Source organism: Streptacidiphilus sp. MAP12-33, from assembly GCF_041261265.1.
Classification (GTDB): domain Bacteria; phylum Actinomycetota; class Actinomycetes; order Streptomycetales; family Streptomycetaceae; genus Streptacidiphilus.
In genome coordinates, this window is record NZ_JBGCCA010000003.1 from 197810 (window position 1) to 211678 (window position 13869).

The 13869-nt window shown below is 73.8% G+C and carries 14 protein-coding genes; 7 read left to right on the forward strand and 7 right to left on the reverse strand.

Annotated elements, in window-relative coordinates:
* Positions 1-59: 59 nt before the first annotated feature.
* A complete protein-coding gene (locus ABH931_RS05335) occupies positions 60-740 on the reverse strand; it encodes a lysophospholipid acyltransferase family protein (RefSeq protein WP_370110373.1) in 681 nt (226 codons plus the stop codon).
* A 220-nt stretch (positions 741-960) separates the two neighbouring features.
* Here ABH931_RS05335 and ABH931_RS05340 point away from each other — a divergent pair, with 220 nt between their 5' ends.
* Positions 961-1947 carry a LacI family DNA-binding transcriptional regulator gene (locus tag ABH931_RS05340; RefSeq protein ID WP_370110375.1) on the forward strand — a complete coding sequence of 329 codons (987 nt, stop codon included), beginning with the start codon at positions 961-963 and terminating at the stop codon, positions 1945-1947.
* A 46-nt stretch (positions 1948-1993) separates the two neighbouring features.
* Here ABH931_RS05340 and ABH931_RS05345 read toward each other — a convergent pair whose 3' ends face one another.
* The 3 genes from ABH931_RS05345 to ABH931_RS05355 form a co-directional block, all read right to left on the reverse strand.
* Positions 1994-4975 carry a glycoside hydrolase family 48 protein gene (locus tag ABH931_RS05345; protein ID WP_370110377.1) on the reverse strand — a complete coding sequence of 994 codons (2982 nt, stop codon included), beginning with the start codon at positions 4973-4975 and terminating at the stop codon, positions 1994-1996.
* Between the two features lie 245 nt (positions 4976-5220).
* Positions 5221-6138 (reverse strand): hypothetical protein, encoded by a 918-nt coding sequence (locus ABH931_RS05350; RefSeq protein ID WP_370110379.1) that lies wholly within the window; start codon positions 6136-6138, stop codon positions 5221-5223.
* A 62-nt stretch (positions 6139-6200) separates the two neighbouring features.
* Complete coding sequence (locus ABH931_RS05355) at positions 6201-6812, reverse strand: TetR/AcrR family transcriptional regulator (protein WP_370110381.1); 612 nt, start codon at positions 6810-6812, stop codon at positions 6201-6203.
* A gap of 125 nt (positions 6813-6937) precedes the next feature.
* Between ABH931_RS05355 and ABH931_RS05360 the strand changes: the two genes are divergently transcribed.
* From ABH931_RS05360 to ABH931_RS05385, 6 genes are all read left to right on the forward strand, one after another.
* Complete coding sequence (locus ABH931_RS05360) at positions 6938-7873, forward strand: NADP-dependent oxidoreductase (RefSeq protein WP_370110383.1); 936 nt, start codon at positions 6938-6940, stop codon at positions 7871-7873.
* Between the two features lie 215 nt (positions 7874-8088).
* The gene (locus ABH931_RS05365; protein WP_370110384.1) at positions 8089-9381 is read left to right on the forward strand and encodes a sensor histidine kinase; all 1293 of its coding nucleotides are present in this window, start codon (positions 8089-8091) and stop codon (positions 9379-9381) included.
* A gap of 5 nt (positions 9382-9386) precedes the next feature.
* Positions 9387-10043 (forward strand): response regulator, encoded by a 657-nt coding sequence (locus ABH931_RS05370; RefSeq protein ID WP_370110385.1) that lies wholly within the window; start codon positions 9387-9389, stop codon positions 10041-10043.
* Positions 10044-10187: 144 nt separating this feature from the next.
* Complete coding sequence (locus tag ABH931_RS05375) at positions 10188-10811, forward strand: hypothetical protein (RefSeq protein WP_370110387.1); 624 nt, start codon at positions 10188-10190, stop codon at positions 10809-10811.
* Positions 10808-11536 carry a class F sortase gene (locus ABH931_RS05380; RefSeq protein WP_370110388.1) on the forward strand — a complete coding sequence of 243 codons (729 nt, stop codon included), beginning with the start codon at positions 10808-10810 and terminating at the stop codon, positions 11534-11536. The genes ABH931_RS05375 and ABH931_RS05380 overlap by 4 nt, the downstream gene beginning before the upstream one ends.
* Before the next feature lie 19 nt (positions 11537-11555).
* The gene (locus ABH931_RS05385) at positions 11556-11963 is read left to right on the forward strand and encodes an STAS domain-containing protein (RefSeq protein WP_370110389.1); all 408 of its coding nucleotides are present in this window, start codon (positions 11556-11558) and stop codon (positions 11961-11963) included.
* 2 nt (positions 11964-11965) lie between these two features.
* On the opposite strand, the gene ABH931_RS05390 is transcribed toward ABH931_RS05385, so the two are convergent.
* The 3 genes from ABH931_RS05390 to ABH931_RS05400 all read right to left on the reverse strand — a co-directional run bounded on the left by ABH931_RS05390 (position 11966) and on the right by ABH931_RS05400 (position 13799).
* Positions 11966-12148: a hypothetical protein gene (locus ABH931_RS05390; protein ID WP_370110390.1), complete on the reverse strand. Its 183-nt coding sequence runs from the start codon at positions 12146-12148 to the stop codon at positions 11966-11968.
* Positions 12149-12469: 321 nt separating this feature from the next.
* The gene (locus ABH931_RS05395; RefSeq protein WP_370110392.1) at positions 12470-12868 is read right to left on the reverse strand and encodes a PPOX class F420-dependent oxidoreductase; all 399 of its coding nucleotides are present in this window, start codon (positions 12866-12868) and stop codon (positions 12470-12472) included.
* 10 nt (positions 12869-12878) lie between these two features.
* Positions 12879-13799 carry a phosphotransferase gene (locus ABH931_RS05400; RefSeq protein WP_370110394.1) on the reverse strand — a complete coding sequence of 307 codons (921 nt, stop codon included), beginning with the start codon at positions 13797-13799 and terminating at the stop codon, positions 12879-12881.
* Between the last annotated feature and the right edge of the window lie 70 nt (positions 13800-13869).

Consider the following 13869-nt stretch of genomic DNA (forward strand, 5'->3'; position numbering starts at 1 on the left):
GACGCGGTGTGAGGCACCGGGACCCGCCACCTTCGTGGCGGGTCCCGGTGCCGCGCCGGCTAGGCCGCGGTGCGGCGGGAGTGGCCGGCGCGCTGCTGCCGGGCGGCGAGCTCGCCCATGGCCGTGTGCCAGGCCTCGGTGACGGCGGTGTGGGCCTGGGCCGTCGCCTCGGTCACCGAACCCGTGAGCCGGACGGGCGCACCGAGGGTGACCTGGATGTGGGGACGCCGCAGCGGTGCGGTCACCACCCCGGCCACCTGCTTGAGGGTGCTCCCCGACGTGATCCGCCGCGAGCCGGCCTGGCCCAGCGGCACCACGGGCGCGCCGGTGGCGAGCGCCAACCGGGCCAGCCCGGTGCGGAACTCCTGCGGCGCGTCGTCACCCGAGTCGGGGCGGCGGGGCACGCGCCCCTCCGGGTAGATCACCACGACCCGTCCCTGTCGCAGCTCGCGCTCGGCCGCGTCGAGGGCGGCGGCGGCCTGCGCCGTGCCGCGACGCACCGGGATGTGGCCCTCCGCGCGGAGGATCCGCCCCAGCGCGGGGATCCGCCAGAGCCCGGCCGCCGCCAGGACCACGGGTCGCGGCTCACCCAGCCGCCGGAGCGCGGCCAGCACCACGCCGGGGTCGATCAGCGAGCTGTGGTTGGCCGCCACGATGCAGGGCCCCTTGGGCAGTTGTCCGGGAGAGACGCGGAACTGCCCCAGCAGGGGCACGACACGGCGGGCGAAGGCACTGAGCATGGGGCGAGTATCGCCGCCGCAGGGGGCGGCGCGCCTGAGTCGGCGTACTCAAGGAGGCTTCCCGGTTCGGCGGGCAGACCGTCCGCGCCAGCCACGCGATGTTCTGACGCACCTTCAAGAGTCGAACGTTGTTGGGGGGCTTGACGGTCTTTTGGGTTCCTGGCTCCATATCGGGAGCGCTCCCAATTCCGTTTGTCCTCCAAGCAGAGGAGACAGGGCCGTGACCGTCAAGCCGACGCTCGCCGAGGTGGCCCTGCACGCGGGCGTGTCCACCGCCACCGCCTCCCGGGCGCTCAGCCGGTCGACCCGGGTGAGCCGGGAGGCACGGGCCGCGGTGGAGCGGGCGGTCGCCGAGCTCGGGTACGTCCGCCACCGCGCCCCGCGCGCGGGGTCGCGTGACACCGGCGCGGTCGCCGTCGTGGTCTGCGAGGACATGCTCCACTACCAGTCCGACCTCTTCTACAGCCGTCTGCTGGTCGCCGTCGAGCGGGCGCTGGTGCCGCACGAGCGCGAACTGCTGGTGCTGACCGCGCTGCGCTACACATCCCGGCCCTCCCTGCTGCGCTTCCTGCGCGGCGGCCACGTCGACGGGGTGATCCTGGTCGGCCTGCGCGGCGACGACGCGCTGCCGCGCCTGCTGCGGGCGGCCGACGTGCCCGTGGTCTCCATGGGACGCCCGCCGGGCGGCGCGGACGTGCCCTTCGTCGACGCCGACAACGTCGGCGGCGCGGCGGAGGCGGTCCGCCATCTCCAGTCGCACGGCCGCCGCCGCATCGCCACCATCGCCGGCCCGGCCGACATGTCCGTGGGCGTCGACCGCCTCACCGGCTACCGCCGGGCGGTCCGGCTGGCGGGCACCGCCCGCGAGATCGTCGCCCACGGGGACTTCACGGTCGCCTCCGGGGACCACGCCATGATGCGCCTGCTCGACCACAGCCCGGGCCTCGACGCCGTCTTCGCCGCCTCCGACCCCATGGCCGCCGGCGCGCTCCGCGCCCTGACCCGCCTCGGCGTCCACGTCCCCGACGACGTCGCCCTCGTCGGCTTCGGTGACGACGCCCTGGCCCGCCGCACGTCCCCCCTGCTCACCACCGTCCGCCAGCCCGTCGAGGAGATGGGCGCCCGCGCCGTCACCGAACTGGTGGGCGGCGCGGTCCCGGGCCGCGTGGTGCTCGGAACCCAACTGGTGGTCCGTCAGTCGGGCTGAGAGGTGCGCCGGCCTGCCCGCGGCGGGGCAGACCGGCGACTGTGGGTCAGCCTCCCGGGGTGATGGTGGGGAAGAGCTGGGCGAAGGAGTCGAAGGCGGTCGCGATGTCCGCCTCGGCCCAGAAGCGGTGGTAGTTGAAGACCGGTGCCGCCCCGCCGTTCAGGTAGGTCTGCACCTTCGACCACTGGGGGTCGTTCTTGTACCACTGCCGGATGGACAGGAAGGTGTTGGTGTTCGTCGAGCTCAGCACCGTCCCGTCCGGGTAGGTGCCGGTCCAGCCCGGTGGGACGTAGAGGCCCTGGTGGGTGGTGGAGCTGTAGGCCTGGGTGAAGCGGCTGTAGTCGGTGCGGGTCTCCGGCGCGGAGTAGCCGAGGGTGTCGGAGTATTTGCTGTGGACGATGTCCAGGATGTGCTGGGCGAAGTCCCGGGAGGTGGTGTCCCCGGACTTGGCCGCGTAGTAGGTCAGGGTCTTGGCCAGCGAGCCGGCCACGCCCAGGTCCGTGGCGCTGCCGCTCGCGGTGACGTGGAGCGAGGCGTTGGCGCCGGGGCTGGACGCGTTCCAGGTGTCCGGCGCGCCGGTCCAGGTGAGCGTGCCCGGGGTGGTCAGCGTGCCCGTGGTGGGGTCGGCCGTCGAGACGGACATCGCCCACTTGACCCACTTGTCCAGCACGACCTTGGCGTTGACGTCGCCGGTGGCGTAGTAGTACTCCGCCACCCGCTCCATGGCCCAGGTCTGGAAGCCGAACCAGGAGTTGCTCGCCGGGTCGTGGTACTCCGGCTCCCAGTCGTAGTAGAGGCCGTAGAAGGTCGGGTCACCGGCCGGTGGGGCCGAGACGTCGCCGTAGTTGCCGCCCCAGCTGTTGGTCGCGCCGCCCGCGATCGCGCCCTCGCTGGACTGCAGCCACCGGAAGAACTGCAACTGCTTGGTCAGGCTGGAGGACCAGTCGGCGGCGGCCGTCGGGGACTTGGGGGTGAGGTCCGGGTCGTTGGCCAGGGCCCAGGCGGCCAGCGGGTTCTGGTAGCCCTGGTGCGCCGTGGAGCCGGAGATGCGCCAGGACCAGGAGCCGTCCGCCGCGCCGCCCCAGGCGAAGTACCAGGTCAGCAAACCGAGTTGCTCGTTGGCCTTGGAGGTGCCGGCTGGGCAGGTCATCGAGCCGTTGCAGTTGCCCGCCTGCTTGAAGTACTTGTCGTACAGCGCGTAGCGCAGGTAGTCGCCGAGCTTGGACGCCTTGGCCAGCGTCCCGCTGATGACCGAGGACTTGCCCTGCGCCTTGGCGTAGGTGTCGGCCCAGTACGCCGCCTGCACCAGGCGCGCGTCGGCGTCCGGGGCATCGGTGAACTTGTACTGCTTGGCGTAGGAGCCGCCGCCGTCGTTGAACAGGCTGAGGAAGCCCGAGCCGGTGCTGCCGTAGGTGAAGACGTCGCAGTCGGGCTGCGGGATCGTCTCCCAGACCGACTCCTCCGGGCCGCGCTGGTAGGAGTTGATCAGGCTCGGTTTGCTGGTGCCGTCCTCGCACGTCCCGAAGCCGTACTTGTTGTCGGTGTCCATGATCCAGGCCGGCGAGTACATGTCCGAGGTGCCGTAGGTGGACGTGAGCTCGGCGGCGAGCGGGTCGGTGCCCACCGGGACGGAGGAGTTGAGCTTGACCGGGTACTGGTCGGGCTGGGGCAGCTCCGGCCCGTAGGTGGCGGGCTTGGCCGGGTTGTAGGTGGACTGGCCCGGCTGCTGGGCGTGGCTCGGGATCATGTACGTCTCGAGGTTGGTCCAGGCGTTGTTGAAGCCCGACCAGTCACCGGTCACCCGCCCGTAGTCGGCCTCCAGCCACAGCCAGTAGCTGTAGGTCTCCGAGGTCGTCTCGTGGCCGTAGTCCGGCGCCTCCACGATCAGCGTCTCGACCGAGTGGTACGGGATGCCGAGCGGGCTGAAGTAGCCGTTGTTCGGGTTCTTGATCTTCGAGTAGAGGTCCAGGAAGTACTGGTCGTACCCGGAGACCTTGGCCGACTCGGTCGCGGTGACCGAGGCGGCGCCGTAGCCCGTCGCGGTGGCGGTGAACGTCGCCGTGCCGCCGACCTGGGACGCCGAGGTTCCCGCGGTGACGGTGACGTTCTGCGCCGTGTTCCAGTTCGACGGCGTGAACGTCAGCGTCGCGGGGGACGCGCCCAGGTCCGTGTCCGTGCCCGACTGCGCCACCGCGACCGTCACGTTCGCGGTCGGCGCGGAGGAGAGCGTCACGCCGAAGGTTCCGGTCGAGCCCTGCTGCACGGTGAGCGTGTTCGGGTTGACCAGGATGCTCGGGCCGGTCACGTTGATCGCCACCGGTCCCGAGGTGGTGGTCAGGCCCGCGTTGTCCGTCGCCACGGCCGTGATCGAGTACGTGCCCGCCGCGACGTTCGCCCAACTTGCCGTCCAGGGCGCGGCCGTGGCCGTGGCGACGAGCGTCTGGGAGCCGGTGCCGGAGCTCGCGTAGTAGTCGACCTTGCTGACGGTGCCGTCCGGGTCGGCCGCGGTCGCGGCCAGCGGCACCGTCGCGCCCGGCTGGAAGACCTGCCCGGGCGTCGGCGAGGTGACGCTCACGGTCGGCGGCTGGTCCGCGCCGCCGCAGACCGTGCCGTTGACCGCGAACACCGTCGGCGCGGTGTTGGCCCCGGAGTAGTTGAAGTTGGCGTTCGTCGTGTAGCTCGCGCCCGCCGCGATCGACGCGGCCCAGCCGGGCGCGGTGACGGTGACGTTCTTGCCGGACTGGGTCCAGGTGCCGTTCCAGCCGCTGGAGAGCGTCTGGTTGCCCGCGTAGGCGTAGGTCAGCACCCAGTTGCCGATCGCGGTGGTGCCGGTGTCCTTGATGGTGACTCCGGCGGTGAAGCCGGTGCCCCAGTCGTTGGTGTCGGCGTAGGTGACACTGCACGACACCGTGGCGGCGGCCGCCTCGGTGGGCATGGCGAGTGCCCCGCCGCCGGTGGCGACGAGCGCGAGCGCGCCCGCCGAGGAGAGCAGCGCCAGCAGCCTGGCACGCAGATGACCGCGTCTCATGCGCGACCTCCCGGATTCGGGTGGGGGAGCGTTGACGCGGTGATTGTGAGCTCGCTGTGCGCGTACTGTCAGGCCGCGCCCGGAGCGCGCGGCTCCGGCCGCCACCGGTGCACCGCGGACCTGCGCGGATGCCGGAAGGGCCGGGCCGGTGGCCGTGTACATTCCACGCCCGCCCCCTCGGAGCGACGCGCCCGGCGGCGGTCGGGACGGGGTCGGGACCGGGGCGGGACGGGGTCAGAGTGGGGTCAGGGTGGGGGAGGACCCTCGCCGTCGTGGCCGTTGTGAATCCGCCGCCGGGCCGTCTCCCAGCGCTGGCGCAGGTCGGCGCGGAGGCTGTCCCACTCCCGGCGGACCTCGCCGTCCGGAGGGCGCTCACCGCGGCGGATGCGGTCCAGTTCGACGCCGATCTCACGTCCCAGCGCACCGCAGGCGACCAGGACCAGCATGATCACGAACAGTGTCGAGATCATCGCGAAGACCGCGCCGACGGGCCCGTAGCGGGAGGCGGAGACGCTGAAGTAGTGCGGCAGGTAGGCGGTCGCGCCGACCGAGTAGGCGGCCTCCAGGACCCCCGCCGCCAGGGCGAACGGCAGCAGCTTCGGCCAGGCGAGGCGGCGGCCGCTCAGCAGCCAGCCGGTGAGCATCAGGAACCCGGCGCTGAGCGGTGTGGTCAGCAGGGCGGAGGCCAGCCCGAATCCGAGCCAGCCGCCGGTCGCCGCGCGCAGCCAGCCGGCCATGGCCAGATAGGCGGCCAGGGCGGCGACGGAGAGCAGCGCGTTGGGGGTGTTGCGCACGCTCAGCGGTTTCAGTTCCCAGGTCTGTTCGAAGAACCGCTGCTCGGCACGGGTGAAGCTGAGGATGGAGATGAGCAGGAACAGCGCGCCCAGGACGCTGGTGCCGGTCTGCTCCGAGGCGGTGAAGATCTGCCGCACCGCCTCGGCCCCGCCGCCGGTCAGCGAGTAGCGGGCGATGATCCGGCTCGCCGCGTCCTCGTGTCCGACGACGTTGAGCAGCGGCGCGCACAGGATCGTCAGCGCGATCAGAGCGGTCAGCGCCGTGGACGCCAGCGCCATGGCCCGGTCGAACCCCACGATCCGCTGGAACCGGCCCACCACACGGAGCGCGAACGCCGGGCGCAGCCAGAAGGTCAGGGATCGCAGCACACGCTCGATTCAACGCCCGCCCGCGCCGATCGGCCACGCGGCGGTCATCTGGCGGTCACGCCTCAGCGCGCCATCGGGGCCATGGCGGTGGAGCGGCCGGAGAGGAGTGCGAAGGTGGCGTCCAGGGCCGCCGTGGCCTGCGCCGGGTCCGGATAGACCTTGCGCATGATCTGCAGGCCCTGGACCAGGGTGAGCAGCAGCCGGGAGCCCGCCTCGGGGGTCAGGCCCGGGGCGAGCTCGCCGTCGTCGGCGGCACGGGAGAGCTGCCGGGTGAAGGCGTCCTCGGCGATCGCGAGGCTGCCCCGGGCGAGCCGGGCGACGTCCTCGTCGTGGGGGAGCAGCTCGGCGATGCTGTTGACGCTGAAGCAGCCCGCGTTGCCGCAGGCGGCGTCCGCCGCCAGCAGGCGGTCCAGGACGGCGCGCAGCTGCGGCAGCGCCGGACCCTCGCTGTCGAGGGCCGTGTCGAGCAGGGTGTTCTGGTGGTCCAGGTAGCGGGCCAGCGCGCGGACGAAGAGCTGGTGCTTGTCGCCGAACGCCGCGTAGATCGAGCCGCGCCCCAGGCCCAGCTCCTCGACCAGGTCGCTCATGGCCGTCGCCTCGTAGCCCTTGCGCCAGAAGAGCAGCATCGCGCGGTCGAGGATCGCGTCCTCGTCGAAGGTACGTGGTCGGGCCATGCGTCCACCGTAGCGAATGGGGCGGGGAAAAGCGGCATTTATTTGACCGCTCGTTCCAGAACGCGTAGGTTATGGAACGAGCGGTCCTGAACTACGGGGCTGACATGATCATCCAGGAGTTCCCCATGAAGGCAGCGGTCATCCACCAGTACGGCCAGGTCGGCGACGTCGTGACGGTCACCGAGGCGCCCACTCCGGCCGTCGGGCCGCGCGACGTGCTGATCGAGGCACGGGCGGCCGGCGTCAACCCGGTGGATCACCTGATCGTCAAGGGGTTCCTGCGCGCCGGGGAGCTGGAGCGGCCGGTCGTCATCGGCAGCGAGGTGGCGGGCGTCGTGGCCGCGCTGGGCGCGGAGGTGACCGACCTCGCCGTGGGCGACGAGGTCTTCGCCCGGGTCGACCCGCGCGTCGGCGGGGCCTTCGCCGAGTACGTCGCGGTGGACCGGTCGCTGGTCGCGGCCAAGCCCGAGGCGCTGACCTTCGCCGAGGCCGCCTCGCTGCCGCTGGTCGGCCTCACCGCCTGGCAGGCGCTCACCGAGCAGGCGAAGGTCGGGCCGGGCACCCGGGTGCTGGTGCACGGCGGCGCCGGCGGGGTCGGCTCCGTCGCCGTCCAGCTGGCCAAGCACCTGGGCGCCGAGGTCGTCGCGACCGCGAGCGCCGACGGCGTCGAGCTCGTGCGCGAGCTCGGGGCCGACCGGGTCCTCGACTACCGCGCCGAGCCGTTCGAGGAGGTCCTCGCCGACATCGACGTCGTCTTCGACACCGTCGGTGGCCCGACCCAGGACCGCTCCTTCCGGGTGCTGAAGCCCGGCGGCACGCTGGTGTCGATCGTCCCGATCGCCGACGCCGAGGCCAAGCAGGCCGAGTGGAACGTCGAGGCGCGCTCGTTCATGATGCGCCCGCACGGCGAGCAGCTCGCCCGACTGGCCGACCTGGTCGCCACCGGCGAACTGCGACCGCTGCTAGAGACGACCTACCCGCTCGACGCGACCGTCGAGGCCCTGCAGAAGGTCGAGCGCGGCGGCGCCCGCGGCAAGACCGTGATCACCATCCCGGCCTGATTCCCGGCCTGGCCCGCCCGGGCCGACCTGAGTCCCGGCCTGAGGACCGGCCTGGCCCGCCCGGGGCCGGCCTGGGTCCCGGCCGTGGGGCTCGGCCTGGGGCTCGGCGGCAGCGCCGAGCGGGCGCGGCCGGTGCAGACTGAGGGGAGGCGAGCCGCGCGCTGCGGCGCCCCGGGAGCGTCCGGGCCCGCGTGGCGCGCCACGGAGCTGCGGTCATGAGAGCGATGCGGATCTGGGCCCCTGGACTCCCCGACGCGACGGACAAGAACGCCGTCGAGGAGATCCTGCGGGCCCACCAGCAGCGGGGGGTCCGCGTCCAGGCGGCACTGCGCGCCTCCGTCGTCGTGGTCGCGCTCGCCGTGTTCCTGCTGATCACACCGCGTGAGCACCCGGGCGCCACGCTGGGCCTGATGCTCCTCTACGCCGCGTGGAGCGCGGCGATGATCGTCACCTCCTGGCGCGGTCCGGACCTGCGGCTCCTGGCGCTGGCCGTCCCTCTGGTGGACCTGCCGCTGCTGACCGTGATCCTGTCGGTGTCCGGCGACTTCACCGACCCGAACTGGTCCTCGCCGTTCAGCGAGGACGCGTTCGTGTTCGTCCCCCTGCTGGCCGCCTGCCAGCTGCGGCCGTGGATCACGGCCGTCTCCGGCGCGGGCGCGACGCTGACGTACGCGATCGCCTCGGACATCGGACACCAGCACGCCAACCCCGACCTGCAGTTCACCGTCGGTCACGCGCTCTTCATCGCGATGATCAGCGTGGCGGGTGTCGTGCTGTCGCTGATCCAGCAGTCCCGCGTGCGCATGATCGTCGAGCTGGCCGGGCAGCGCTCCCAGCTGCTGGCGCGGACCGTCGCCGCCGGCGACCGCGAGCGGCGGGATCTGGCCGAGGCCCTGCACGACGGCCCGCTGCAGAACGTACTGGCCGCCCGGCTGGACCTGGACGAGGCGCGTGACGCGCCGACGCACGGCGGCGGGCTCGGCGAGGCGCTCGGTCGCGCGGAAGGGGCCCTGCGGGAGGCGGCACGGCAGCTGCGCTCCTCCGTCACCGAACTGCACCCCGCCGTGCTGGAGCGGGCCGGGGTGGCCCGGGCGCTGGAGGAGCTGGCCCTGCGTTCGGCCCGGCGCGGCGGCTTCGAGGTGCGGTTCACCAGCGACGCCACCACGGTGGGCCGCGACGCCGACCGGGTGCTCTACCAGTGCGGGCGCGAGCTGCTCGCCAACGTGGTGCGGCATGCGCGGGCCACCCACGTCGAGGTGCTGCTGGCGCTCGCCGGGCCGGTCGCCGTGCTGGAGGTCACGGACGACGGGGTGGGCCTGCCTCCGGGGCCGCGAGCCGTCGGCGGCCGTCTCGCGGACGGGCACATCGGCCTGGCCGCGCAGCGTGTGCGCGTCGAGGAGGCGGGCGGCACCATGGTGCTCACGGCCAACGCCCCCCGGGGGACCGCCGCACGGATCACCCTTCCGCTGGACGGCGCGGGCGCCGTCACGCGGGGAACGGGAGCGTGAGCGCGATGGGACGCACCGTCCTGGAGAACGCGAAGATCAGTGTGGTGGTGGCCGACGACCATCCGCTGTACCGGGAGGGGGTGCGCAGGGCGCTGGTGCAGAGCGGGCGGATCGACGTGGTCGCCGAGGCCGAGAGCGGCCGCGAGGCCCTGGCGGCGATCCGGGAGCACCGGCCCGATGTGGCCCTGGTCGACTACCAGATGCCCGGTCTCGACGGCATCGCCGTCGTCCACGCCGTGGTCCGCGACCAGTTGCCGACCCGGGTCCTGGTGCTGACCGCCTTCGAGGAGAGCGCGCTGGTCTTCAAGGCGGTCCAGGAGGGCGCCGCCGGGTATCTGCTCAAGGACTCCTCGCGCGACGAGATCGTGGGAGCGGTGACGCAGGCCGCCTCCGGCGCGACCGTCCTGCCGGCCGGGCTGGCCACCGGGCTCGCCGCGGAGATCCGGCTGCGCCACGAGTCCGACCAGCCGGTGCTGTCCGAGCGCGAACGCCAGGTGCTGGAGCTGTTCGCCGCCGGCAAGAGCGTCCCCGACGCGGCCGCCGAGCTGTTCCTCTCGCCCAGCACGGTCAAGACCCACGTCCAGCACCTGTACGCCAAGCTCGGCGTCTCCGACCGCGCCGCGGCCGTCGCGGAAGCCCTGCGGCGCGGCCTGCTGGAGTAGCCGGTCCAGACCAGTTCATCCTCCCGATCCACCGATCGGATGACCCTGCGCGCGCCCGGGCCGAAGGACCTTGGTGGTGCGGGCCGAACGGCCCGCACGGACCGACACCACAGCGGTCCGGGAGTCAGCGAAGCAGGTAATGACATGAAGACGACCCTTCTGATCACCGGCGCAGCACTCACCCTCGGCACCCTGGCCCTCACCACCGGCCCCGCCACGGCCGCCACCACCTCCGGCGGCGTCATCAGCGTCACCTCCGCCAAGGACGCCGCGGCCCCCATTCACGGCGGCAGCGACGTCAACCTGAGCGGGACCTGCCCCGTCGACGCGGTCAAGGTGGACGGCATCTCCTCGCCGTTCTTCGCCGGTGGCCACGCGACCATCGGCAAGAACGACCCGCAGGCGTTCACCGGCACCGCCACGGTGCTGCCCGACATCCCGTCCGGAGCGCACGGCGTCACGGTCACCTGCACCGGCAAGAACGGCAAGACCGAGTCCTTCACCGGCTCCTTCACCGTCTCGCCGGCCTCGACCCCGACCACGCCGGTCACCCCGGCCCACCCGTCCACTCCCACCACGCCCACGCACCCGTCCACCCCGTCCACCTCCGGGAGCTCCGGTACGGTCCCCGCCGGGGCGCCCGACACCGGTGCCGCGGCCGGAGGCGACAACGGCGCCCTGTGGCCGGTCGTGATCGGCGGCGCACTCGCCGGTGGCACGGTCTTCGCCATCTGGAAGGCCCGTCACCAGCACAACTCCGGCCAGTGAGCGGCTCCAGGCGCCGGCAGGCGCGAGGGCGCACGCGCACGCTCGTCCTCGCCCTGTCGGCGGCCGTCCTCGCGGCGGCAGTCGGCTGTTCCTCGGCGCTCACCACCGACCACCCGGCTGCCGGGGCTCCCGCACCCGGCACCACCGCCTCAGCGAGCGCCGCCCCGAGCGGCACTCCGGCCGCCACGGCGCCGCTGTCGGCCTCGGCGCCGGAGCGGCTGGAGATCCCCGCGATCGGAGTGGACACCTCGCTGCTGCGGCTGGGGCTCGCGGCGGACCGGACCGTGCAGGTACCGCCGATCGCAGCGAACGCCCCGGCCGGGTGGTACGACGGCTCGGTCACCCCGGGGGAGCGCGGCTCCGCCGTCATCCTCGGCCACGTCACCGTCGGCCAGTACGGCGACGGCGTCTTCCTCCGGCTGGGAAAGCTCGCCCCAGGTGACCGGATCGAGGTCACCAGGGCGGACGGCACCACCGCCGACTTCACCGTCACCGACACGCACACCTACGCCAAGTCCGCCTTCCCCGACCAGTTGGTCTACGGCCCGGACCCGCAGCCCGTGCTGCGCCTGGTCACCTGCGCCGGGAGCCCGGACCCGGCCACCCGCACCTACCCGGACAACCTCGTCGTCACGGCCGTCCTGACCGGCAGCACCGCGAGCACCGCCGGCTCCGGCAGTGCCGCCGACACCCCCGCCACCAGCGCCACCGGCCACGGAGGCTGACCACCCGGGAGATCCCGTCATGCGCCCCCACCGTCCGCTCGTCCCCTGCGTCGGCCGTGCCTCGCGCGGCCTCGCCTTCCAGGCGCGGCTGTGCCGTCGTTCGCTGCGCCGCCGCGCCTGCTGCCCCGTGCTGCACCTCTCCGGCGAGCTCGACGTCGCCGCCGGACCGGCGCTCCTGGTCGCCGTGGGACGCGTCCTGGCCCGAAGGCCGGGGCGCGCGGGGACGGGCCTGGTGCTGGACCTGGACGGGCTCACCTTCTGCGACGCGGCGGGTCTGACGGCGCTGTTGCGCGGCCGACGCCTGGCCGAGGCCGACGGTGCGGCCGTCTACCTCGCGGCGCCGCCGCGCACGCTCTCCCGCATCCTCGTCGTCTGCGGCTTGCAGCGGACCTTCCCGCTCCACCCGGCCGCGCCGCGCGGGGCGTGAGGTCACCGCCGTCCGAGCCGCCTGCGCACCGCGCGCACCACACCGAGGCGTCGCGGGAAGAGCCGTGCGTACCGCTCCGCCCGGCTCTCGGCGCCGTAGCTCAACTGATAGGCGTGGAAGGCCAGCCCCGCCGCCGCGGCGAGCTGACCGATGGTGCCGGGCTGGGCCCGCAGGCCGGTCAGCACGGGACCGGTCCGGTAGCCCTCCCGGTCCAGGAACAGCAGGTGCCGGGAGGGGGCAAGTCAGACGAGTTCGGCGACGCCGTCCGGGTCGGCCTCGTCGGCGAGCCGGACCGCGCGGCTGCGTCCGCGCGTGTCGTGAACGGTCAACTCCGATCCGTCCCAGCGCAGATAGGGCCCGGTGTGGCGCTCCCTCGCGCGGGCGCGGGCGGTGCACCGGCCCGAGGAGCGCGGCCCCGCGGCCTTGCCGCTCCCGCGACCCCGAAGTCCCCGCCCACCATCGCCGTCCCCCGCCGTCCCCCGCCGTTCCGTGCCGCTCTCGACGCGTCAGAAGCTGATCTCGACGGCCACGATGGGCTTGCGGTGGCGACGACCCGTCAGGGAGGCCCACACGTCGCCGATCCGGGCCAGCAGGTACTTGCGGCCCAGGAGCCGCCGGACCATCTCACGGCCCTCGTCGTCCAGCAGGCGCCCGGTGCCCTCCGCCTCGGCGGCGCCCGGCGCGATCCGGCCGCGCACGTCGCAGACCACCACCTTGGCCCTGGGGTTGCGACGCAGTCGCTTGACCTTCCAGGAGTCCGCCTCGGTCCACACGTAGAGGCGTCCGCCGTCGACGACGTGCCAGACCGGCGTCGCCACCGGGGAGCCGTCCTTGCGGTAGGTGGTCAGGCTGACGTAGCGGGCGCGCGTCAGCGCGTCGAGCGTGCGGGGGTCCAGTGCGGTCACGCGGCCGACCCTACCGCGCGCCCGCCGTGGCGAGCAGGCGGCGCAGGGCGGCGTCGCCGGGCGGGCCCCAGGTGGCCTTGCCGCCGGGCAGGCCCCGGCGGCCGGCCTCGCCGACCCGCAGGCAGGCGAGGGCCTTCGCCACCGCCCAGCCGCGGGCGCGGCGCAGGGTCGCCGGGTCGGGGGAGGGCGAGTAGGCCCGGAAGAAGGGTTCGGCGGCGCCGTCCGGGAGCAGCAGCCAGGCGGCGGCCAGGTCGCAGGCCGGATCACCGGCGAAGAGCGCGCCGAAGTCGATCACCCCGCACAGGGTGCCGTCGGCGGTGAGGACGTTCGCGGGGTGCAGGTCGCCGTGGATCCAGAGGTCGGGGCCCGTCCACACGGGCGCCGCCGCCGCGTCCTCCCAGATCGCGCGCACGGCGTCCGGGTCGGGGATCAGCCCGAGCTCGGTGGCGTCGTCCAACTGGTGGGCGAAACCCTCGGCGTGGTCGGCCAGTGGCCCGCCGCGGTCGTGGCTGGCCGGGGCGTCCGCCGGAGCCGGCCGGTGCAGGGCGGTCAGGAAGGCGGCCAGGGCCCGCGCCGCGTCCGCGCCCCGGGTGACGGGGGAGCGGTCGGCGGGCTCGCCCCGCACCCAGGTGGTGACCAGCCACGGCCGCGGGAAGAGCGCGCCCGGTGCGCCGAGCCGCTGCGGCACGGGGACCGGCAGCGGCAGTGCCGGGGCCAGCACGGGCAGCCAGGCGTGCTCCTTGAGCAGCAGCGCGTCGGCGGCGTCCGTCGCCCAGGGCAGCCTGACCGCGAGGTCCTCGCCCAGCCGCCACACCTGGTTGTCCCACCCGAGCGCGCCCAACCGCACCGGCCGGTCGGCCAGATCGGGGTGCTGCTCGCGCAGCAGGTCGCGCACCAGCTCGGCCGTGATCTCGATCGTGGAGTGGGTCATGCGGGGCAACGGTAGCCGGGTGGTGGCCCGTCCGTCCCGAGGTCGGGCCACCACCCGGCCACCGTCGCCG